The 22,248-nt window shown below is 60.4% G+C and carries 22 protein-coding genes; 7 read left to right on the top strand and 15 right to left on the bottom strand.

Annotation, left to right across the window (positions count from 1 at the left end; genetic code table 11):
• Positions 1 to 69: 69 nt before the first annotated feature.
• The 3 genes from ACJ8M3_RS00110 to ACJ8M3_RS00100 all read right to left on the bottom strand — a co-directional run bounded on the left by ACJ8M3_RS00110 (position 70) and on the right by ACJ8M3_RS00100 (position 3,990).
• Positions 70 to 2,196 carry a S9 family peptidase gene (locus ACJ8M3_RS00110; RefSeq protein ID WP_164120036.1) on the bottom strand — a complete coding sequence of 709 codons (2,127 nt, stop codon included), beginning with the start codon at positions 2,194 to 2,196 and terminating at the stop codon, positions 70 to 72.
• A 54-nt stretch (positions 2,197 to 2,250) separates the two neighbouring features.
• Positions 2,251 to 3,048, bottom strand: coding sequence for an energy transducer TonB family protein (locus ACJ8M3_RS00105; protein ID WP_046687596.1), 798 nt, complete (start codon positions 3,046 to 3,048; stop codon positions 2,251 to 2,253).
• 102 nt (positions 3,049 to 3,150) lie between these two features.
• A complete protein-coding gene (locus ACJ8M3_RS00100) occupies positions 3,151 to 3,990 on the bottom strand; it encodes a ChaN family lipoprotein (protein ID WP_347882954.1) in 840 nt (279 codons plus the stop codon).
• A 177-nt stretch (positions 3,991 to 4,167) separates the two neighbouring features.
• On the opposite strand from ACJ8M3_RS00100, the gene mmuP reads away from it, so the two are divergent.
• Entirely contained in the window at positions 4,168 to 5,577 is a 1,410-nt protein-coding gene (gene mmuP / locus ACJ8M3_RS00095) for an S-methylmethionine permease (protein WP_046687598.1), read from the top strand.
• Positions 5,567 to 6,505 carry a homocysteine S-methyltransferase gene (mmuM, locus tag ACJ8M3_RS00090; RefSeq protein WP_196018607.1) on the top strand — a complete coding sequence of 313 codons (939 nt, stop codon included), beginning with the start codon at positions 5,567 to 5,569 and terminating at the stop codon, positions 6,503 to 6,505. Before mmuP ends, mmuM begins: the two co-directional genes overlap by 11 nt.
• 49 nt (positions 6,506 to 6,554) lie before the next feature.
• Here mmuM and maeB read toward each other — a convergent pair whose 3' ends face one another.
• The 5 genes from maeB to ACJ8M3_RS00065 all read right to left on the bottom strand — a co-directional run bounded on the left by maeB (position 6,555) and on the right by ACJ8M3_RS00065 (position 10,298).
• Positions 6,555 to 8,834 (bottom strand): NADP-dependent oxaloacetate-decarboxylating malate dehydrogenase, encoded by a 2,280-nt coding sequence (gene maeB / locus ACJ8M3_RS00085; RefSeq protein WP_016926766.1) that lies wholly within the window; start codon positions 8,832 to 8,834, stop codon positions 6,555 to 6,557.
• A 215-nt stretch (positions 8,835 to 9,049) separates the two neighbouring features.
• A complete protein-coding gene (gene lysC / locus ACJ8M3_RS00080; RefSeq protein WP_004936544.1) occupies positions 9,050 to 9,223 on the bottom strand; it encodes an Rz1-like lysis system protein LysC in 174 nt (57 codons plus the stop codon).
• On the bottom strand, positions 9,204 to 9,584 hold the full coding sequence (locus tag ACJ8M3_RS00075; RefSeq protein ID WP_046687600.1) for a DUF2570 family protein: 381 nt from the start codon (positions 9,582 to 9,584) through the stop codon (positions 9,204 to 9,206). Before ACJ8M3_RS00075 ends, lysC begins: the two co-directional genes overlap by 20 nt.
• Positions 9,581 to 9,982 (bottom strand): M15 family metallopeptidase, encoded by a 402-nt coding sequence (locus tag ACJ8M3_RS00070; RefSeq protein WP_033643981.1) that lies wholly within the window; start codon positions 9,980 to 9,982, stop codon positions 9,581 to 9,583. Before ACJ8M3_RS00070 ends, ACJ8M3_RS00075 begins: the two co-directional genes overlap by 4 nt.
• Complete coding sequence (locus tag ACJ8M3_RS00065) at positions 9,972 to 10,298, bottom strand: phage holin, lambda family (RefSeq protein ID WP_033643982.1); 327 nt, start codon at positions 10,296 to 10,298, stop codon at positions 9,972 to 9,974. Before ACJ8M3_RS00065 ends, ACJ8M3_RS00070 begins: the two co-directional genes overlap by 11 nt.
• A 293-nt stretch (positions 10,299 to 10,591) precedes the next feature.
• Between ACJ8M3_RS00065 and ACJ8M3_RS00060 the strand changes: the two genes are divergently transcribed.
• Complete coding sequence (locus ACJ8M3_RS00060) at positions 10,592 to 12,091, top strand: glycosyl hydrolase family 18 protein (protein ID WP_197761648.1); 1,500 nt, start codon at positions 10,592 to 10,594, stop codon at positions 12,089 to 12,091.
• A gap of 85 nt (positions 12,092 to 12,176) precedes the next feature.
• Here ACJ8M3_RS00060 and ACJ8M3_RS00055 read toward each other — a convergent pair whose 3' ends face one another.
• A complete protein-coding gene (locus ACJ8M3_RS00055; RefSeq protein ID WP_025303805.1) occupies positions 12,177 to 13,118 on the bottom strand; it encodes a LysR family transcriptional regulator in 942 nt (313 codons plus the stop codon).
• A 404-nt stretch (positions 13,119 to 13,522) separates the two neighbouring features.
• Between ACJ8M3_RS00055 and ACJ8M3_RS00050 the strand changes: the two genes are divergently transcribed.
• Complete coding sequence (locus ACJ8M3_RS00050) at positions 13,523 to 14,116, top strand: lytic polysaccharide monooxygenase (protein ID WP_033643984.1); 594 nt, start codon at positions 13,523 to 13,525, stop codon at positions 14,114 to 14,116.
• Positions 14,117 to 14,181: 65 nt separating this feature from the next.
• On the opposite strand, the gene ACJ8M3_RS00045 is transcribed toward ACJ8M3_RS00050, so the two are convergent.
• The 6 genes from ACJ8M3_RS00045 to ACJ8M3_RS00020 form a co-directional block, all read right to left on the bottom strand.
• On the bottom strand, positions 14,182 to 15,144 hold the full coding sequence (locus ACJ8M3_RS00045) for a sugar-binding transcriptional regulator (protein ID WP_004936575.1): 963 nt from the start codon (positions 15,142 to 15,144) through the stop codon (positions 14,182 to 14,184).
• 95 nt (positions 15,145 to 15,239) lie between these two features.
• Positions 15,240 to 15,896 (bottom strand): dihydroxyacetone kinase subunit DhaL, encoded by a 657-nt coding sequence (dhaL, locus tag ACJ8M3_RS00040; protein ID WP_033652574.1) that lies wholly within the window; start codon positions 15,894 to 15,896, stop codon positions 15,240 to 15,242.
• Between the two features lie 3 nt (positions 15,897 to 15,899).
• Positions 15,900 to 16,901 (bottom strand): dihydroxyacetone kinase subunit DhaK, encoded by a 1,002-nt coding sequence (locus ACJ8M3_RS00035; protein WP_015378693.1) that lies wholly within the window; start codon positions 16,899 to 16,901, stop codon positions 15,900 to 15,902.
• Between the two features lie 29 nt (positions 16,902 to 16,930).
• A complete protein-coding gene (locus tag ACJ8M3_RS00030) occupies positions 16,931 to 17,701 on the bottom strand; it encodes an SDR family oxidoreductase (RefSeq protein WP_049866701.1) in 771 nt (256 codons plus the stop codon).
• Positions 17,702 to 17,736: 35 nt separating this feature from the next.
• Complete coding sequence (locus ACJ8M3_RS00025; protein ID WP_004936588.1) at positions 17,737 to 19,005, bottom strand: MFS transporter; 1,269 nt, start codon at positions 19,003 to 19,005, stop codon at positions 17,737 to 17,739.
• Between the two features lie 66 nt (positions 19,006 to 19,071).
• Complete coding sequence (locus tag ACJ8M3_RS00020) at positions 19,072 to 20,184, bottom strand: MDR/zinc-dependent alcohol dehydrogenase-like family protein (RefSeq protein WP_033643987.1); 1,113 nt, start codon at positions 20,182 to 20,184, stop codon at positions 19,072 to 19,074.
• A gap of 318 nt (positions 20,185 to 20,502) precedes the next feature.
• Here ACJ8M3_RS00020 and rpiB point away from each other — a divergent pair, with 318 nt between their 5' ends.
• The 3 genes from rpiB to ACJ8M3_RS00005 all read left to right on the top strand — a co-directional run.
• Positions 20,503 to 20,961 (top strand): ribose 5-phosphate isomerase B, encoded by a 459-nt coding sequence (rpiB, locus tag ACJ8M3_RS00015; RefSeq protein ID WP_033643988.1) that lies wholly within the window; start codon positions 20,503 to 20,505, stop codon positions 20,959 to 20,961.
• Positions 20,962 to 21,154: 193 nt separating this feature from the next.
• Positions 21,155 to 22,105 (top strand): transaldolase, encoded by a 951-nt coding sequence (gene tal / locus ACJ8M3_RS00010; protein WP_089197307.1) that lies wholly within the window; start codon positions 21,155 to 21,157, stop codon positions 22,103 to 22,105.
• A gap of 18 nt (positions 22,106 to 22,123) precedes the next feature.
• Positions 22,124 to 22,248 (top strand): hypothetical protein (locus ACJ8M3_RS00005; RefSeq protein WP_144334738.1); only part of this gene is annotated, 125 nt, incomplete at its 3' end.

The raw sequence follows: 22,248 nt of genomic DNA, 5'->3' as shown, positions 1-22,248 counted from the left end.
AGCCCGCCGAAAGCGCGGTAAAAGGTTGTTATTGTTTTATTGCGCCGCAGCGTGCTGCGGCGCTAAAGATTATTTCTGCGCCTGCCGGTCCGCCGCCAAAATAAAGGCGTACTCCAGCGCGCCGTTTTCCAGCCGCGCCAGGCGACCCGATTTGCCGCCGTGGCCGGCGGTCATGTCGGTGGAGAGCAGCAGCAACGAATCGCCCTGCTTGAAGCGCCGCAGCTTCGCCACCCATTTGGCCGGTTCCCAATACTGCACCTGCGAGTCGTACAGACCGCTGGTGACCAACAGGTTCGGGTAACGTTGCTTACGCACGTTGTCGTACGGGCTGTAGGACTTCATCAGCGCATAGGCGGCCGGCTGGTGCGGGTTGCCCCACTCCTCGTATTCCCCGGTGGTAAGCGGAATGCTGTCGTCCAGCATGGTGGTCACCACGTCGACGAACGGCACCTGCGCCACCACCGCGTTGTACAGCTGCGGCGCCTGATTGATCACCGCCCCCATCAGCAAGCCGCCGGCGCTGCCGCCCATGGCGTAGATGCGCCCCGGTTGGCCGTAGCCGTCTTTGAGCAGCGCCTGGGTGGCGTCGATGAAGTCGTTGAAGCTGTTCGGTTTGTGCGTCAGCTTGCCCTGTTTGTACCAGCTCTGCCCCAGCTCGCCGCCGCCGCGCACGTGGATCAGCGCATAGACGAAGCCGCGATCCAGCAGGCTGATGCGGTTGGCGCTGAACGCCGGATCCATGCTCATGCCGTAAGCGCCATAGCCATATACCAGCAGCGGGTTATGCCCGTTTTTGAACAGCGATGTGCGGTACACCAGCGAGACCGGCACCTTCACGCCGTCGCGCGCCGTGACCCAGATGCGCTCGCTGTGATACAAGCTGGGATCGACGCCTTTCACCTCCTGCTGTTTCAGCAGGGTGCGCTCGCCCTTGTTCAGGTCCCACTCATAGGTGCGGGTCGGCGTGGTCATCGCCGAATAGCCGTAGCGCAAGCGATCGCTGTCCGGCTCGGGGTTATAGCCCAGCCAGGCCATGTAGCTGGCATCATCGAACGGGATGGCGCGCTCGGTTTTGCCGTCCCAGCTGATTTGCCGCAGCTGCACCAGCCCGTTGGCGCGCTCCTGCACCACCAGCCAATCGCGGAACAGGCTGAAGCTTTCCACCTCGTGCTGCGCCTGCGGTGCGATCAGCGTCTGCCACGGTTTGCCCGCCGCCGCCGTGTGGTACAGGCCAAAGTTCGGATCCTGATGGTTGGAGCGCAGGTAGAACTCGCCCCGGTAGTGATCGAGGTAATACTCGCGGCCGTTCTGCCGGGCGGCGAACAGCTGCGGCTCGCGCTGCGGCTGGTTGGCGTCGATCAGGCGCACTTCGGAGGTGGTGTTGCCGCTGATGGTCAGAATCAGGTAATCGCGCGAGGACGAGCGGCCGAGGCTGAGGTAGAACGCCGGATCGTTTTCCTGGTACACCAGCTTATCTTCCGCGGTCGGCGTACCGTACCGATGGCGGTAGACCTGATATGGCAACAGCGTTTGCGGGTGGTTGCGCACGTAGAACAGGGTTTGGTTGTCGTTGGCCCACACCATGTTGCCGGAGGTGTTTTCCAGCGTTTCCGGCGACCAGCGTTCGCTGTCTATCTCGCGCAGGGAGATGCGGTATTGGCGGCGGCCCTGCAGATCCTCGGCCACTGCCAGGCGGCGGTTGTCCAGGCTCACGTCCAGCGCCCCCAGACGATAATACGCATGGCCGGCCGCGCGCTGATTGGCGTCCAGCAAGGTTTGCCACGGCGCGTCGGCGGTGAGCGCCTGGCGCTGATACCGCGCGAAATCTTTACCGGCAGCGTAGCTTTCCTGATAGCGATAACCGTTGAGCTGATACGGCACCGAACGATCGTCAGGGTTCACGCGACCCAGCATCTCCTGATACAGCGTGGCGCGCAGCTTCTGGTACGGCGCCATCATCTGCTCGGTATAACGATTCTCCGCCTTCAGGTAGTCCAGCACCTTCGGCTCTTTTCGGCTATCGTCGCGCAGCCAGTAGTAATCGTCGGTGCGCGTCTCGCCGTGCGCCGTCAGCGCTTTCGGCGCGCGTTCCGCCAACGGCGGCTGCGGTTGCGCCAGCGCGACGCCGGCGACGCCTAAAGAAAGCCAGAGCGCGGCCGCGATGCGACGGCGCGGGGTGAATAACAGCGGATTCATAATCCCTCACGAAGTTTGAAGAGGTGCACGACGGCGATGCGGCGCCTGCGGGCATTAACGGCGGGCATTCAGCTCCGCCAGATTGAAATCGATCGGCATCCTTACCCTGACGGCTCCCTGCTGCAGCATCTCCGGCGGCGGCGGCGGCAACGGCTGGGCGCGCGACACCACCGCCACCGCTTCCCGATCCAGCGACGCGGTGCCGGAACGCACCTGCAGAATGACATTCGAGACCCGTCCCTGCGCATCGACGCTAAAACTGACCTGCGGCATGCCGCTGCGCCGGCGGTTGCGGGCATCCAAAGGGTAATCCTTGATGCGATTCAGTTTGCCCTTCACCAGGCTCTCCCACGACAGTTTGGCCTGCGCGTTGCTGTTGGCGTCGCTGTTGATCGGTGCGGCGGTTTGGTGGGAGAGCGTCTGCGCCTGCGGCGCAGCAGCGCTGGACGCGGCGGCGTTGCGCGTCTCTTTGGCCTGCTCCTGCGGTTTCGGCTGCGCTTTTTGCGGGGGACGGTGTTCGGCGCGCTTCTTCTGCGCCGTCACGATTTTTGCTTTATCGGCACGCGCCAGCTTGGGCAGATCCGGCTGTTGCTGCTGCTCCGCCGGCTGCGCCGCAGCAGATTCCGCCTGCTGCACGCCCAGCGGCAACGGCTTACTTTCCGGCGCTTCAATCTGCGCCGCCCAGCTCATCATCACCGCCGGCGGCGGCAGCGCCACCGGCTCCAGCGCCGTCTGCGGCCAATAAAACAGCAGCACCAACGCCACATGCGCCGCCAGGGCAAGCAGCAGGCCGCGCGCCCAGCGCGGCTGCGGCAGCTCAAAGGCCGGAAGGGAATAAGACTGACTTAACATAGGGACATTAGTTTGCTTAATTGCGAATGATTGCAGATCACATTTACTAATGATAATCATTTGCAACTATAATTAACACCCCTTTTCACTGCCTTAACGTATTCATTTCACTGATGGTGTGATCCACAGGTAGTCTGCGGTGTTCGCATCGACCTGTACGCCCGGCTCCGCCAGCATCAGCACCGTCGGCGCCGCCGCCGGTTGCAGATCCCGCACGTGCAGCGGCACGCCCACCGATTTGGCGGCGTGATAGCCACCGGCGATCAACAACGCGGGCGTCGGCGCCGCCAGCAGGCGCTCAGCCATGCGCCGGTCGCGCTGCTGCTGGATCGCCAGCATCGCCTGCAGCTGGTCGGCCTCAATCTTGCCGCCGTGCGAAGTGCGGATGGTCTCTTCCAGCGCCTTGCGCACCGCCGGCTGCGCCGAGAGCTGCCCCGCCGGGAACTGCGGCTGCTGATAGAACGCCGCGATCTCGCTGCGATCCAGGTTGGCCGACCACAGCGGGTAAGGCGCGCGCATCGCCGCCATCGTCACCCCGCCATACAGCGCCCATTTCCAGCCCGGCTGCCAGGCGATCAGCTCCGCCACGCGGCCATCACGCACCGTGGGATCGCTCTGCAGCCACTGCTTGACTTTGTCGACCTGCGCCTGCTGGTTCGGGTTGATCATCTCCATCAGCACGCTACCCTGCGGCCGCAATTGCGGCAGCTGCTGCACCAGCCATTGCTCAATCTGATGGTGGTAAGGATTGTCATGCTTTTCCCCGACGATCACCCGCGGCTGCTGCGCCAACCGCGTCAACAGCTGCTCGGGCGTCAGGGTCGCGCCGCTGTGCAGATCGGTGATATTCCCCATGCTCGCGACGTCGCTGGCCGGCGTCTTCACCGGCGTTTGGCTGCAGGCGCCGAGCGCCAACGCCGCCAATAAAATCAGATATCTCATCATGTTGCCCCATTAGCGAAAATGGCGACATTATAGATAATAATTATCATTTGCATATAGATCTGGCCTGACGATTTTTTTACGCGGCGATCGCCGGTGACGCATTGCGTTGAAACGGCATTGCGGGTATAACCAATAGCCATTCAGATATTTAGACGTCTATACGGATAGATTATTATGCACTCATCGGCGCCCGCCGCAGGGCAGTTCAAACGCAGCATGAAGGCCCGGCACCTGGTGATGCTGTCGCTGGGCGGCGTGATCGGCACCGGGCTGTTTTTCAACACCGGCTACATCATCTCCACCACCGGCGCGCTCGGCACGCTGCTGGCCTACCTGATCGGCGCGTTGGTGGTGTATCTGGTGATGCTGTGCCTGGGCGAACTGTCGGTGGCGATGCCGGAAACCGGCGCCTTTCACGTCTATGCTTCGCGCTATCTGGGGCCGGCTACCGGCTATGCCGTCGCCTGGCTGTATTGGCTCACCTGGACGGTGGCGCTGGGCTCCAGCCTCACCGCCGCCGGATTCTGCATGCAGTACTGGTTCCCGCAGTCGCCGGTGTGGCTGTGGTGCCTGATCTTCTGCGCGGCCATTTTCCTGCTTAACGTGGTGACCACCCGTTTTTTCGCCGAAAGCGAATTCTGGTTTTCGCTGATCAAAGTGGTGACCATTCTGGCGTTCATCATTCTGGGCGGCGCCGCCATGTTCGGCCTGCTGCCGATGAAAGACGGCACGCCGGCGCCGTTCCTGCACAACCTGACCGCTTCCGGCTGGCTGCCGCACGGCACGCTGCCGATCCTGATGACCATGGTGGCGGTGAACTTCGCCTTCTCCGGCACGGAGCTGATCGGCATCGCCGCCGGTGAAACCGAGAACCCGGAGAAAGTCGTGCCGCTGGCGATCCGCACCACGGTGATCCGCCTGATGCTGTTCTTTATCGGCACGGTGTTTGTGCTGGCGGCGTTGATTCCCATGGATCAGGCGGGGATCGTCAAAAGCCCGTTCGTGCTGGTGTTTGAACGCATCGGCGTGCCTTACGCCGCCGATATCTTCAACTTCGTGATCCTGACCGCCATCCTGTCGGCGGCCAACTCCGGCCTGTACGCCTCGGGGCGCATGCTGTGGTCGCTGGCCCACCAGCGCACCCTGCCGGCCTACTTTGCGCGCGTCAATGCGCGCGGCATTCCGATCAACGCCCTGACCTTCAGCATGCTCGGCGGCGTGCTGGCGCTGCTGACCAGCGTGATCGCGCCGGATACGGTGTTTGTCGCCCTGTCGGCGATCTCCGGCTTTGCGGTGGTGGCGGTGTGGCTGAGCATTTGCGCCGCCCACTATGCTTTCCGCCGCGCCTATCTGCGCAGCGGCCAGCCGATAAACGGCCTGAAATACCGCGCGCCCGGCTATCCATTGACGCCGATCCTCGGCTTTGCGCTGTGCCTGCTGGCCTGCATCGGGCTGGCGTTCGATCCGGAGCAGCGCATCGCGCTCTACTGCGGGCTGCCGTTCGTCGCCCTGTGCTATATCACCTATTTCCTGACCCGGCGCGCCGGGCAAAAAAACGCTTTGGGAGAACAACATGTCGGTTAACAACCCCGTCGCTCGTTTGCTGGCCGAACGGCCGACGCTGATCCTGGACGGCGCGCTGGCCACCGAGCTGGAAGCGCGCGGCTGCGATCTGACCGATCCGCTGTGGTCGGCCAAGGTGCTGATTGAAAATCCCGAGCTTATCTATCAGGTCCACCTCGATTATTTCAACGCCGGCGCCCAATGCGCCATTACCGCCAGCTATCAGGCCACGCCGCAGGGCTTCTTGCGCCGCGGCCTGGATCAGGCTCAGTCGCTGGCGTTGATCGCCAAAAGCGTGCAGCTGGCGCAGCGCGCGCGCCGCGATTATCTGGCCGCGCACCCGCAGGCGGCGCCGCTGTTGATCGCCGGTTCGGTGGGCCCGTACGGCGCCTATCTGGCCGACGGCTCGGAATACCGCGGCGACTACCGGCTGGCGCAGGATGACTTCATTGCCTTCCACCGCCCGCGCATCGCCGCGCTGGCCGCCGCCGGCGTCGATCTGCTGGCCTGCGAAACGCTGCCGTCGTTTGCTGAACTGCAGGCGCTGCTGACGCTGCTGCAGGAGTTCCCGACGCTCGGCGCCTGGTTCGCCTTCACCCTGCGCGACAGCCAACACCTCAGCGACGGCACGTCGCTGACTGAGGTCCTGTCCGCGCTGCGCGGTAACCCGCAGGTGCTGGCCATCGGCATCAACTGCATCGCGCTGGACAAGGTCGCCCCGGCGCTGCGTCAGCTGAGCGCGCTGGCCGACAAACCGCTGCTGGTCTACCCGAACTCCGGCGAGCACTACGATGCGGTGAGCAAAACCTGGCGCGCCTGCGGCGGCGAGCACGGCAGCCTGGCCGATCAGGCGACGGCGTGGCGCACGCTCGGCGCACAATTGATCGGCGGCTGTTGCCGCACTACGCCGCAGGATATTCGCGCCATCGCTGCACGCTGCAAGGCATAAAAAAGCCCCCGGCGCCAACGGCACAGGGGGCCAGTCATTCAACCCGGGCTTACAGCGGTTCGGTCTGGGCTTCCACCACCGCCAGCGCCACCATGTTGACGATGCGGCGCACCGAGGCGATCGGCGTCAGGATGTGCACCGGTTTGGCCACCCCCATCAGCACCGGCCCGACGGTCACCCCTTCCGAGCAAGAGACGCGCAGCAGGTTGTAGCTGATGCGCGCCGCTTCCATGTTCGGCATGATCAGTAGGTTGGCCGAGCCTTTCAGCGGGCTGTCCGGCATCAGATCGTGACGGATGCTTTCCACCAGCGCGGCGTCACCGTGCATTTCACCGTCGATCTCCAGCTCCGGCGCCAGCTCGTTCACCAGCTCCAGCGTTTTACGCATCTTGCGCGCCGCCGGGCAATCAGACGAGCCGAAGCTGGAGTGAGACAGCAGCGCCACCTTCGGTTCGATACCGAAACGGCGCACGGTTTCCGCCGCCATCAGGGTGATCTCCGCCAGCTGTTCCGGCGTCGGATCGTCGTTGACGTAGGTGTCGGCGATGAAGGTGTTGCCGCTCGGCAGCAGCAGCGCGTTCATCGCGCCCGCGACGTGCGCGCCTTCACGGAAGCCGAACACGTTCTTCACCACGTCGTAATGCTCGTGGTAGCTGCCGATGGTGCCGCAGATCATCGCATCCGCTTCACCGCGGTGCAGCATGATGGCGGCGATCAGCGTCGGGTTGCCAATCACCGCGCGACGCGCCTGTTCTTGCGAAACGCCGCGGCGTTTCATGATCTGGTAGTACTCGCCCCAGTATTCGTTGAAGCGCGGATCCGACTCGTTGTTCACCACTTCGAAATCTTTGCCCGGCGTCAGTTGCAGGCCCAGCTTTTTCAGGCGCATCTCGATCACGCTCGGACGGCCGACCAGGATCGGGAAAGCCAGCCCCTGCGACACCAGCTCTTGCGTGGCGTGCAGCACGCGCTCTTCCTCGCCTTCCGCCAGCACCACCCGCTTCACCTCTTTGCGCGCCTGGGAGAAGATCGGTTTCATGAACAGATTGGTTTTGTAGACGAACTCCGCCAGCTTCTCCACGTAGGCGTCGAAGTCTTCGATCGGACGCGTCGCCACGCCGGAGTCCATCGCCGCCTTGGCCACCGCCGGTGCGATCTTGACGATCAGACGCGGATCGAACGGTTTCGGAATGATGTATTCCGGCCCGAAGGAGAGATCCTGATCGTCATACGCGGAGGCCACCACGTCGCTCTGTTCCGCCAGCGCCAGATCGGCGATGGCATGCACGCAGGCCAGCTTCATCTCTTCGTTGATGGTGGTGGCGCCCACGTCCAGCGCGCCGCGGAAAATGAACGGGAAGCACAGGACGTTGTTCACCTGGTTCGGGTAGTCGGAACGGCCGGTGCAGATGATGGCGTCCGGGCGCACCGCTTTGGCCAGCGGCGGCAGAATTTCCGGTTCCGGGTTGGCCAGCGCCATGATCAGCGGATCGCGCGCCATGGTTTTCACCATATCCTGCGTCAGCACACCCGGGCCGGAGCAGCCGAGGAAGATGTCGGCGTTTGGGATGGCGTCGCCCAGCGTGCGCTGGCCGTTATCCTCGATGGCGTAGGCGGCTTTGGTCTGTTCCATATTGGCGTCGCGGCCTTTATAGATGACGCCCTTGGAATCGCAGACGGTGATGTTCTGTTGACGCAGCCCCAGCGCCACCAGCAAGTTCAGGCAGGCGATGGACGCCGCGCCGGCGCCGGACACCACCAGCCGCACATCGGAGATGTTCTTCTTCACCACGCGCAGGCCGTTGAGCACCGCGGCAGTGGTAATGATCGCCGTGCCGTGCTGGTCGTCGTGGAACACCGGGATCTTCATGCGCTCACGCAGTTTCTGTTCGATGTAGAAACACTCCGGCGCCTTGATGTCTTCCAGGTTGATGCCGCCGAAGGTCGGTTCCAGCGCGGCGATAATGTCGATTAATTTGTCAGGGTTATGCTCATCCACTTCGATATCAAATACATCGATACCGGAAAACTTCTTGAACAAAACGCCCTTGCCTTCCATCACCGGCTTACCGGCCAACGCGCCGATATTGCCCAGACCCAGTACCGCCGTGCCGTTGGAAATCACCGCCACCAGGTTGCCGCGCGCGGTGTATTTGTAGGCCGCCAGCGGATCTTCGGCGATCTCGAGGCAAGGCGCGGCGACGCCCGGCGAATAGGCCAGCGCCAGATCGCGCTGGGTCGCCAACGGTTTGGTTGGGGAAACCTGGATCTTCCCTGGGACAGGAAACTGATGGAAATCAAGGGCACTCTGTTTGAGCTGTTCGTCCATTATGGATTCCTTTGTTTTTTGCTTTTATGTTGAGGTAAGGCTTTGAGGCTGCGCCCTGCCGTGGGCCATGGCGCCCAGGTACAATGACAGGGCACAGCCTTGAAGTATAGTGAGAGAAACATCACAAACTTTGAAGCGCGCCATAACCTTGGTCGAAAGACCGTTTTAAAAGTAAAAAAAGAAGGCCTGCGGGACAAGTCAGACAAGCGCCGCCGTCAGCGCGGCGGCAGCGTGGCGCGCCAGGCGTTGAGCGTCTCCACCTGGCCGGCGCAAATGTGTAACGAGGTTTGTAACGCCAGGGCATAGCTTACCGCATCGCCCCAGGTCTCCCCCTGCAACTGCGGCTGCTCACAGGGAGCAAATACCGACTCAGGGGGCAACAGCGGCACGGCCTGCGGCGCCGGCGGCCGGGCGCAGGAGCTCAAGCACAGCGCCAGGCAGAGGCTGAGCGGCGCAGGGATCGTTTTTAATCGCTTCACGGTATTTCCTCTGATAAGCCTCGTGTTGTTGGCGCAGCTGCTGTTCCTGCCGCTGCTGCGCCGCCATCAGCGCACGATTTTGCGCATCCTGGGTCTGCAGGGTGGCGATCAGCCCCGCCTGCTGCGCCAGGCTTTTTTGCAATTCCGCCGCCTGTTGCCGCGCGGACACCAACTGATGCGACAGCAACGCGCTGTAGCCGCCGAGGCAGATGGCCGCCAGCAACAGCAGCAGCAACCCGCCCTGCATCAGTTTTTGCAGCCAGCCGCTCATGCCGGATAGTCCCGAAACGGCAGCTGGAAGTGCGGGCCGTCCTTGAGGGTCTTCCATTCGCCGCCCCATTCGACGTTGATGCCGCATTCACGCGCCGCGCGCCGCACCGCCACCGCAATTTGCGCGTAGTAATCCCACTCCCAGGAGACCACGCCCGCCGGCATCGCCACCACGTCCACCGCGTGTCCGGTCAGATGGCGGCTGCGCAGCGTTTGGCTGTTGCCGGCGCGCACCATTTCCCGCTGGCGCGCCATGCTGCGCAGCCCCTCGCTGACGGAAAACGGCACCAGGGAATAGCGCAGCGCCAGACGAATAACGCGCACCAGATCCGGATGCACGCCGCGCAGGTTCTCTTCGCTGCGGGCGGTAAAGCGAATCTCTTCGATGTCATTTAACATTTTTAAACCCCGTTTTTTTGCCGATGAATTTTTTAATTAAGGCGTTGATGTAATCCGCCCCCATAAAGCCAATCAATACGCTGGCCAAATTCGCCCAGTTTAATTCCAGGCCCATCAACGCCAGCGCATCGCGCACCGTCCAGGCCAATAACGCGCACATCGCCGCATTCAATAAACGTCGCCGAATACCCACGTTGCGATAGGCGCCGTGTAATAGCGCCATCACGCCGGCCAGAATGGCGTTCAATACCGGCTGAAGATATTCACATACTCGCTGGACTATTAAGCCAACAGCGTCAGGCTCTATGCTGGACATAGCTCATCTCCTTTTTTATTTTTAATTAAATGCCAATCACGGCCGGTGGGACATCGGATACTCAGAATCTAGTTAAGGATGCTATTACAAAGCAAATGAATAAATACAGGCCCTATGGTCGAATTCATTCATGCTGAATGCTGGCACAACACATAAACGCCAAGGCAGGCGGCAGTGAATAAAAAATTCATTCTTATCGTGATTTGTTTCGACTGTTATTTCCGCGAAAAATAAACATTAATGGCAACGGGAAATATTTCCCCATCGAAAAACACCCACTCTGGAGAAATGCCATGTCCACACGTAAAGCCGTTATTGGGTATTATTTTATTCCGACCAACCAAATCAATAATTACACCGAGACCGATACGTCTGTCGTGCCGTTCCCGGTTTCCAACATCACGCCGGCCAAAGCCAAGCAGCTGACGCACATTAACTTCTCGTTCCTGGATATCAACAGCAATCTGGAATGCGCCTGGGATCCGGCCACCAACGACGCCAAGGCGCGCGATGTGGTTAACCGTCTGACCGCGCTCAAAGCGCACAACCCCAGCCTGCGCATCATGTTCTCCATCGGCGGCTGGTACTACTCCAACGATCTGGGCGTGTCGCACGCCAACTACGTCAACGCGGTGAAAACCCCAGCGTCGCGCGCCAAGTTCGCCCAATCCTGCGTGCGCATCATGAAGGATTACGGCTTCGACGGCGTGGACATCGACTGGGAGTACCCGCAAGCCTCGGAAGTGGACGGTTTCATCGCCGCGCTGCAAGAGATCCGCACCCTGCTGAACCGGCAAACCGTCGCCGACGGCCGCCAGGCGTTGCCGTACCAGTTGACCATCGCCGGCGCCGGCGGCGCCTTCTTCCTGTCGCGCTATTACAGCAAGCTGGCGCAGATCGTCGCGCCGCTCGATTACATCAACCTGATGACCTACGATCTGGCCGGCCCCTGGGAGAAGGTAACCAACCACCAGGCGGCGCTGTTCGGCGATGCGGCCGGGCCGACCTTCTACAATGCGCTGCGCGAAGCCAACCTGGGCTGGAGCTGGGAAGAACTGACCCGCGCCTTCCCCAGCCCGTTCAGCCTGACGGTCGACGCCGCGGTGCAGCAACACCTGATGATGGAAGGCGTGCCGAGCGCCAAAATCGTGATGGGCGTGCCCTTCTACGGCCGCGCCTTCAAGGGCGTCAGCGGCGGCAACGGCGGGCAATACAGCAGCCACAGCACGCCGGGCGAAGATCCGTACCCGAACACCGATTACTGGCTGGTGGGCTGCGAAGAGTGCGTGCGCGACAAGGATCCGCGCATCGCCTCCTATCGCCAACTGGAGCAGATGCTGCTGGGCAACTACGGCTATCAGCGGCTGTGGAACGACAAGACCAAAACGCCTTACCTGTATCATGCGCAGAAAGGGCTATTCGTCACCTATGACGATGCCGAGAGCTTCAAATACAAAGCGAAATACATCAAGCAGCAGCAGTTGGGCGGCGTGATGTTCTGGCATCTGGGGCAAGACAACCGCAACGGCGATCTGCTGGCCTCGCTGGATCGCTATTTCAACGCCGCGGACTACGACGACAGCCAGCTGGATATGGGCACCGGGCTGCGCTACACCGGCGTCGGCCCCGGCAACCTGCCGATCATGACCGCGCCGGCTTATGTGCCGGGCACCACTTACGCGCAGGGCGCGCTGGTGTCCTATCAGGGTTACGTCTGGCAGACCAAATGGGGTTACATCACCTCGGCGCCCGGTTCTGACGGCGCCTGGCTGAAGGTGGGCCGCGTGGCGTAAGCCGTAAAAAAACCCCGTAGCCGAATGCTGCGGGGTTTTCATTGAGTTAACCGTTTGATTTTCGCGTCCCTTCGTCTCTATTCCTTCAGTTGTGGCACCAAGGATAACCGCCATCCCGCACCACTTCGCGGCCCATCAGGCTGTAGACATCGCTTTTGCGCGTCAGCCGCTCATGCCACCAGTTAAACCCGGCGCCCTTGCTGGCCGGGTGCCACGCCAGCCAAATCATTTCGTCGCCCTTTTGCATCTCTACCGGCACCGTCACCAGTTCGCCGCTGGCCAATTCCTTTTCGATCAAAGCAGGCGGCAGAAAAGCGTGGCCGATGCCGCGCTTGAGCAGCGCCAGATTGCTTTCCACATCGCATACCACCAACTGACGCTGCAAGGGCAGCGTGCCGTGATTGCGTTTGGGCAGCTCATGGCTGCTGTCGGCGATCACCACCACGATGTCGTTCAACCGCTGTTTCTTGCACACCGGCTTTCTCTGCGCCGCGAACGGGTGCGAAGGCGACACGCACAGCACAAAGTTGAGCTTGCCGAGCATCAGGGTTTTGGCCTGCACGCTGTCGGGAATTTGGCCAATGGCGATGATCAGATCCGCCCGGTTGTTCTTCAGCGCATCCCAGGTGCCGTTCAACGCTTCTCGCTGCACCGAGATACTGGCGTTCGGGCAATGCTGAATATAGTCGCGGATATCCTGCGTCAGGGTTTCCAACGGGAAGAAGGTGTCTACCGCCAGGCGGATATTATTGTCCAGCTTGGGGATGTTGCGCACCCGGCTTTCCAGATCCTGCACCGCATTTAATATCCAGCTGCCTTCCTGCAGGAGAAATTCCCCTTCATCCGTCAGGGTAATCATGGGGCCATTGCGATGAAAAAGTTTCACGCAGAGTTTGCTTTCAATATTGGAAACCCGATAAGAGATCGCCGAAGGCGTTTTATGCAGCGCCTCCGCCGCCATAGAGAAAGAACCGGTGCTCTTGATGGTGCTGATTATTTTAATCGCGTCCAGGGATAATCTAGTCATACAAATTCCTCTTTAAAATAAAATAAGAAAAATGACACTAAATTCCCAAGGTGGTGGCGCACAAAAATCGATCAAATCGAACAAGGGTACTCATAGCAACAAGCAATATACTTCATAAATGAGAGCGCTATCTTAAATACTATTCATCACGACCTGATATAAAATTCATCATAGCGCCCTACTTTTACACAGCGACAGTTAAATAAATTCAGCCTAACGATCAAAGATCGTCATCATAATAATTTTCGTTAATAGCCGTTAAAACATTCCGCTCTATCGCACGACCAGAATGATAAAAATAAAACAAGCCGACAAGAAGGGTTATTTCTAATTGCGTTATTAGTCTCTCATTTTGTCGGTGAAATACGCTCAACTTACAACATAATTTCAGTCAGGAGTGACTTATGAACAAAACTTCCCGTACCCTGCTCTCTCTGGGCCTGCTGAGCGCGGCCATGTTCGGCGTTTCGCAACAGGCGAATGCTCACGGTTATGTCGAGTCGCCGGCCAGCCGCGCCTACCAGTGCAAACTGCAGCTCAACACCCAGTGCGGCAGCGTGCAGTACGAACCGCAGAGCGTCGAAGGCCTGAAAGGCTTCCCGCAGGCCGGCCCGGTTGACGGCCATATCGCCAGCGCCAACAAGTCCACCTTCTTCGAACTGGATCAGCAAACGCCGACGCGCTGGAACAAGCTCAACCTGAAAACCGGCCCGAACTCCTTTACCTGGAAGCTGACCGCGCGTCACAGCACCACCAGCTGGCGCTATTTCATCACCAAGCCGAACTGGGACGCTTCTCAACCGCTGACCCGCGCTTCCTTTGACCTGACGCCGTTCTGCCAGTTCAACGACGGCGGCGCCATCCCTGCCGCGCAGGTCACCCACCAGTGCAACATACCGGCAGATCGCAGCGGTTCGCACGTGATCCTTGCCGTGTGGGACATAGCCGACACCGCCAACGCCTTCTATCAGGCGATCGACGTCAACCTCAGCCACTGATCCGTCAAAAGGGGGATGTCTCTGGAGGGTTCAGCCTGGCGCTGAACCCTTTTTTGCGGGTGCCGCTATTGCGACATGTTGAGGATAGTGCGCACATTGAGCGCGCTGGTGGCGATAATGTCGATGGCGCCGGTGCGCAACGCGCCCAAAATCGCCAGCGCTTTGGTATTCTCGGAGGCAATGGCGATCACGCACGGAATTTTGCGCAGCTCATCAATGCTCAGCCCAATCACACGGTCATTCATCACCGTATCGACATGCTGCCCCTGGGCATTGAAAAAGTCATAGCCGGCGATGTCGCCGATCACGCCCTGATTAAGGCTGGCGTCGATAATCTCGTGCGGCGTAAACCACCCCAATTTCACCATATAACTGTTTTCATTCATGTCGCCAATGCCGACTAACGCCACATCGGCCTTACGCGCGCGATCCAACGTTTCCTTGATCGTGCCGTTCTGCATGAAGGCGTCTTTCAACGCGCGATTTTCGACGTAGGCCGGCGCATAGAGCGTCTCGCTGCTGCCGCCGAACTTCTTCGCCAGACGCCGGCTGATATGGTCGGCGTTGATCGCATCGCCCGGACGGTGGGTGCCGCCGATGCCGCAGATGAACTTGCAGTTGCGCTCCGTCACGCTGCCGACGTGATCGGCGATCGCCGCCACGTTGCGTCCCTGCCCGACCGCCAACACCATATCGTCTTTCAGCGACATCGCCAGGTAGTTGGACACCAGCGCCGCCACTTGCCGACGCTGTTCCTCTTCGTCCTGATGATCGAGCGCGATCAGCGCGCGGCTGATGGGAAAACGTTCCATCATCTGCTGTTCCAGCCGGGTGCTGAACACCGGGTGATAACGCACGTTGATCTCGACGATGCCTTCTTCCTTGGCGCGCTTGAGCAAACGACCGACTTTGATCCGTGAGATGCCGAACTTTTTGGCGATCTCTTCCTGCGTGATCTCATCCTGATAATAAGCAACGGCGATTTCGGTCAGCAGTTCGTTATCCTGGGACACAGTTTGTTTTTCCATCCGTTAGACGTTTCCCCACGGCAGGCCGGTTAATCATGGCGGAGGGACGATACACGCCCCTCCGACAATGCTGAATGCCCGCTAGTATAACGCGTTCAGGCGGCAACGGTATTCAGTCGTTGCTCCACCTCGTCCGCCAATCGGGTCAAGAGCAGGCAGCAAGATACCGCGCCGGCGTCCAGTACGCCGCGCGAACGCTCGCCCAGACGGCTGGCGCGGCCGATTTTCGCCACCAGCTCGCGCGTGGAATCGCGCCCGCGCGCCGCGGCGATCCTCATCTGTTCCAGCGCAGCGGCGAAGTCGTCACCGCGCCCCGCCGCCTGCTCAAACGCTGCTACCGCCGGTATCAGCGTATCCATCAGACACTTGTCCCCCACGCCCGCGCTGCTGATGTCCTGCAGTTCGCGCAAACCGCCGTGCAACATCGCCAAAAATGCCTGCTTATCCAGCACGCTGCGCTCGCGCACGCTCTCCGCCATGCCCATGAACAGGCTGCCGTACAGCGGCCCCATCGAACCGCCGATGCCCTCCATCAGCGCATCGGAAACCGCATCGAACGCCTGCGCCAACGTGAGCTCGCGGCCGCGAATGGCATCGCCGCACATCGCGAATCCCTTCGACATGTTAATGCCGTGGTCACCGTCGCCGATGGCGCCGTCGATTTCGCTCAGGTATTCGCGGTTGCCGACAATGGTTTCTATCAGCCCCGTAACGATCTCACTGCCGTACCGGGTTGAAATTTGTTCCGTCATGATTCACTCCACCTGGGTTAAGCCTAAAGATTGCGCCGGCATGTCCAGCAGCGTTTTCAGTTCGTCATCCAGCGTCATCAGCGTCAGCGTCACGCCCATCATTTCCAGCGACGTGAAGTAATTGCCGACGTAGCGCCGATGCACCCGCACGCCTTTCGCCGTCAACCGACGCTCTATTTCGGCATAATAGATATACAGCTCCATCACCGGCGTGGCGCCAAGCCCGGAGATCAGCAACGCCACCTCCTGCCCCTGTTCCAGCGGCATGTCGTTGAGCACGAAATCGAGCATGGTGCCGGCCATCGCCGATGCCGACTGGATCGGCGACACCTCAATGCCCGGTTCGCCGTGATGGCCAATGCCGATCTCCATCTTGCCGTCTTCGATATGAAAATTGGGTTTGCCGACCGCGGGAATGGTGCAGGAACTGAGGCCGACGCCGATCGAACGACACCGGTCGATGGCTTTTTGCGCCGCGCCGATCACGCCGTCCAGATCGTATCCCTTGGCCGCCGCCGCCGCGCCGACCTTCCACATCAGAATTTCTCCGGCCACGCCGCGCCGTTTATCGATCTCACTGGCCGGCGCCGAGGCGACGTCATCGTTGGCCACCACGGTTTTCACCCGTATGCCGGCCGCCGTGGCCTTCTTGATCGCCATCTTGACGTTCATGTTGTCGCCGGCGTAGTTGCCGTACAGGCAAGCGACGCCCGCACCGCTGTCCGCCGCCTTGAAGGCATCGAGAAAAGCCCCCGCCGTAGGCGATGAAAAAATCTCGCCAATCGCGACGGCATCCAGCATGTTTTTGCCGACATAGCCCAGGAACGCCGGCTCATGGCCGGAACCGCCGCCGGTGACGATGCCCACTTTGCCGGCGATCGGCGCCGGCGGATATTTCAACACCCGCGCATTGTCGGTGGCGGCGTAATAGTCCGGGTGGGCCAGCCTATAGCCCTGAATGGCGTCTTCCACTACGTGATCGGGATCGTTAATGATTCTGTTCATCGCGGCCTCTCTGTCGCCTGAATAAGAAATTATTGAATGGTGTAACCGCCGTCGACCACCAGGTTGGCGCCGGTGATCATCGCCGCCGCGTCGCCGGCCAAAAACAGGGCGCTGGCGGCGATATCTTGCGGCTCGGCGAAGCGCCGCAGCGGGATTTTCTGCTTCATCTGCTCAGCCACCTCGCCAGACCAGGCCTTACGGCCCAGCTCCGTCAAAACGACGGTGGGTGAAATGGCGTTGACCCGCACGTTGTGCGGCCCCCACTCCAGCGCCAGCACCTGGGTCAACCCGATAACGCCCGCTTTGCTGGCGCAATAGGCCAGGTGATTCGGCAATGCCACCACCCCGGCCTGCGAGGCGAGATTGATGATGCTGCCGCCGCGCTGGCGAATGAAACGGCGACCCACCGCCTGGCAGGTGAGAAACACGCCTTTCAGATTGACCGCCAGGGTTGCATCCCACGCCGCTTCCGGCAGTTCCTCAGCGGGATGCAGCGCGACGATGCCGGCGCTGTTGACCAGCACGTCCAGCCGCCCGAAATGCGCCTCAATCTGCGCCACCGCCCGCTCCACCGACGCGGCATCGGTGACGTCGGCCACGACGCCCAGCGCCGCCTCGGCGTCCAGCTGTCGCGCCACTTCCGCAACCTGCGGCGCCCGATCGAGCAGCGCCACGCGCGCGCCGTTTTGCAGATAGCGTTCGGCGATAGCGAGGCCGATCCCCGCAGCGCCGCCGGTAATCAGCGCCACCTTGCCCTTTAGCGAGAGCTCGCGCGGCGCCGTAGTTTGATGATTAATCATAAATTTCCCCTTAAAACTGTGAACTTCACCCTCGGTCAGGATATTTTCGCCAAACTCGCGCCGCGTTCTTCCTGCGCCGTCGCGCTTTCTTTCGGCAGCGTGACAAATTTCATCAGCACGCCGCTGAACAGGTACAAGCCGGTAAAGATCCAGATCACGCCAACGGTGCCGAGGCTGCCGATAAACAGCCCCACCACCGCCGGGCCGACAAAGGTGCTCAGGCCGGCGCCCAGATTGAGAATCGACATCGCCGCGCCCTTATTGTCCGGCGCCAGCGACGGCATGATGGCCGACAGCGGCACGAACGCCGCCAGGCAGGCGCCGAACAAACCGGCGGCGCAAACGGTCAGCAGGTAGTTGGCGCCGAAGAATTGCGGCACGTAGTAGAACATCAGCGTGGTCAAGGCGCAGCCGACGCAGCCGAACCACATCACCACATTGCGCCAGCCGAGACCGTCGCTGATCACGCCGAAAATCAGGTTGAAAATGATGTTGACCGTCCACAGCGCGGCGTACATCTGCAGCCAATGCGTGCGGGTGAACCCCATATCCATCATGTACATGGGCATGAATACGACGAAGCCGTATGCCGCAGAGGTATTAATGGTGCGCACGATGCCGCCCAGGCCAATCTTCGGGTTTTCAAACGCGATGGTGATGCCTTTCAAGACGTAACCCAGCGACGCTTTTTCCCGGTTGCCGCTCTGTGCCGCGCCGTCGTCGCGATTGAGCATCAGCGCAATCACCGCGCCCAGCACGACGAAAATCAGCGCGCTCCACAGCGTGTGGATCTCGCCGAGATAAGGCAGCATGATGCTGGAATACAGCACGCCCAGCACGCTGAGCCCGCCGCTGTAGACGAACCAGAAAATCCCCACCGCCGACCCCAGCCTTTCCGGCGGCGCCTCATACGCCACCCACACCAGAAAGCCGTAGGCGAACAACGGATAACCCAAGCCGCGCAGCGCATAGGTCGGCACCATGATCGCCAGGTTGTTGCTCGGCAGGCCGAACGTCAAAAAGCACACCGAACCGAACAGAAACAGCAGCAGGCCGGCCAACATCACCCGCCGGGCGGTAAAGATTTCCGCCAGCACGCCGGAAAACCAGGCGGCGATCGCGGCCGCAAAGCCATAAACGCTGAACAGCAGCGCCGATTCCTGAATGCTCAGCCCCTTGCCGATCAAATAAGGCGACAGCCATCCTTGTTCCAGCCCTTCGCCCATCATGAACACCAACACGCCGGCATAGCCCAGCAGCAGTTTCGGTGACAGACCAATGCGATGAATCAGTCCATGCAACATAGAACACCCCAGCACATGTGATTATGGAGGCGCAGGCTCGCCCGCACCCGAAGAACGATGCAGGTTTCAGAGGTTTGGATTAAGCACCACTTTGATTGAACCGATGCCGCGCTTCATCAGCTCGAAGCCCTCGGCGAACTGTTCCAGCGGCAGCGTATGCGTCACCACGCCTTCGGTCGGCAGATCGCCATTGGCGATGCCTTCGATCACCAGCGGGTAGCAGTAAGGGCCGAGGTGCGAACCGAGCACGTCCAGCTCTTTGCGGTCGCTGATGATGCTCCAGTCGACGGTCACAGGATCCTTGAACACGGAAAATTCCACGAAGGTGCCGAGCTTGCGGATCAGCGTCAGGCCCTGTTCCACGGACTTTTGGGCGCCGGTCGCCTCGATGTAGATGTCGCAGCCGTAGCCGTCGGTCATCGCTTTAACCGCCGCGGGCACGTCGTCACGGGTCGGGTTCAGCGTCACATCCGCGCCGAAGCGCTTCGCCAGCGCCAGACGCTCGTCGGACAGATCCAGCACCACCAGCTTCGAGGGCCCGGACTTTTTGATCGCCCCGATCATGCCCAGCCCCAGGGTGCCGGCGCCGGCCAGCACCACGACATCGCCCAGTTTGATATTGGCGCGTTGCACCGCATGGAAGGAGCAAGCATAGGGTTCGATCAGAATGGCTTTTTCGATCGGCAGATCGGCCGGTACGTGATAGTTAATCGCCTCTTTGGTGAACTTCATGTACTCGGCCATGCCGCCATTGACGTTTTTCTGGAAACCGTACAGGTCATGCTTTTCGCACATCCAATACTGGCCGCGGTTGCAGAAGCGGCATTGCCAACAGGGAACGATCTGTTCTGATATCACCCGATCGCCGAGATTGAAGCCCTCGACGCCTTCGCCGTATCCCACCACGTGGCCGATAAACTCATGACCGGGGATCATCGGCGCCTTGATGTATGCCGGTTGTTTTTCATCGCCCCAGAAGCTGGGCGCCCCTTCGAACGCTTTAACATCGCCGGCGCAGATGCCGCAGGCCTCGATCTTCACCAGGATCTCTTTCGGGCCGATCTTCGGTACCGGCACCTGTTCCAGGCGGTAATCTTTCGGGGCGTACGCCACAACCGCCTTCATGATCTCGGGGATACCGTCCGCCATTTTCGCCTCTGTCATGCAGGTCTGACACATAGCACTCTCCTCTGGTAGGGTGACTCTTTATGATCAATAACACAAACAAAGAACAAATGAACACTAGCGTCACGCGTTCAATTTGCCCACAGAGAACTTGCCAAACTGTGATATCGCTCAAAAACCCGTCTGCATGAGGATAAATAACGATTAAAACCTCTTTTTTAGTGACGGTCGTCACCTTTTAAAGGGAGGAACAGAAAAATCAGGCAAAAAACAAAAGAACACCAATTGAACATTTGATTAAACAGGGATACGGTAATGAACGTGGCGCCACCGAGGATCGCCGCCCTTTTCGTTACCAATCAGGAGACCGCTATGCTGCCTATCGCCATCGGCGCCGACGATGCCGCCATTGAACTGAAGGATCTGATCGTCGCCCACCTGCAACGACGGGACATTCCCGTCATTGACTACACGACGGATCGCACCGCAGAAACGGGGATCTATCCCGATATCGCCTATCGCGTCGCGCAGGCGATACGGGAGGAAAAACATCGGCGGGGGATCCTGCTGTGCGGCACCGGCATCGGTATGAGCATCGTGGCCAATAAAGTGCCCGGCATTCGCGCGGCGCAATGTCACGATACCTACTCCGCCCAACGGGCGCGCAAAAGCAATGATGCGCAGATCATCACGCTGGGCGCGCGGGTCATCGGCGCCGAACTGGCGAAAACCATCGTCGATGCCTGGCTGGAATCGGAGTTTGAAGGGGGAGGATCGGCGCCGAAAGTCGAGCGGATCGGCTATTACGAAAACGCGGTCGGTCGGCGTTAAATCGCCTGCAGTCTCGATGGCGGTCGCGCGCAAGCCGCGCTCCGCCTGGGTTTATTCGTCATTCATTGTTATTATCCATCGCAACAATCAGAAAAAGCGCATTTTCATTCTCGATCCGATGATGCAGTGTGTTCCCCCTATGATGAAAAAGGTTCTCATTTCCCTACGTTGAGCTTGGTCAAGGAGCTTATCAATGAATCAATTAGACGCACTCAAGCAGCTGACCACGGTGGTCGCCGACAGCGGCGATATCGAATCCATCCGCCAGTTCGAACCCCAGGACGCCACCACCAACCCTTCGCTGATCCTGAAAGCCGCCGCGCTGCCGCAGTACAAAGCGCTGATCACCGAAGCGCTGGAGTATGCCCGCCGCCAGGGCGGCAGCAAGGAAACCCAGCTGATCAACGCCAGCGATAAACTGGCAGTCAACATCGGCGTCGAGATCCTCAAAAGCGTGCCGGGCCGCATCTCCACCGAAGTGGACGCCCGCCTGTCGTTCGACCGCGGCATGTGCGTCGCCAAAGCGCGCAAACTGATCGGCATGTATCAGGAACAGGGCATCGACAAATCGCGCATCCTGATCAAGCTGGCTTCCACCTGGGAAGGCATCAAAGCCGCCGAAGAGCTGGAAAAAGAAGGCATCAACACCAACCTGACGCTGCTGTTCTCCTTCGCTCAGGCCCGCGCCTGCGCCGAAGCCGGCGTGTATCTGATCTCGCCGTTCGTCGGCCGCATCTATGACTGGTACCAGGCTCAACAGCCTGCCGCCGACTACGACGCCGATCAGGATCCGGGCGTGAAATCGGTGCGCACCATCTATGAATACTACAAGCGTCATCGTTACCAGACGGTGATCATGGGCGCCAGCTTCCGCAAAGTTGAGCAGATCCTGGCGCTGGCCGGCTGCGATCGCCTGACCATCGCGCCGAACCTGCTGGAGCAGCTGAAAAACAGCGAACAGCCGGTCGAGCGCAAGCTGACCCCGTCGACCGAGGGCTTCCACCAACCCGCTCCGCTGGCCGAAGCGGAATTCCGCTGGCTGCACAATCAGGACGCCATGGCGGTAGAAAAACTCGCCGAAGGCATCCGCCTGTTCGCCGTCGACCAGCAGAAGCTGGAAGACATGTTGGCCGCTCAACTGTAATCGCACTGGAGTTTCGTTATGTCTTCTCGTAAAGAGCTTGCCAACGCCATCCGCGCACTCAGCATGGACGCCGTACAAAAAGCAAATTCCGGCCACCCGGGGGCCCCTATGGGCATGGCGGACATCGCCGAAGTCCTGTGGCG

This window comes from Serratia sp. CY55921 (assembly GCF_052167655.1).
Taxonomy (GTDB): domain Bacteria; phylum Pseudomonadota; class Gammaproteobacteria; order Enterobacterales; family Enterobacteriaceae; genus Serratia; species Serratia ureilytica.
Note: the sequence above shows the minus strand (reverse complement) of the source record. Positions and strands in the feature narration are given on the sequence as shown.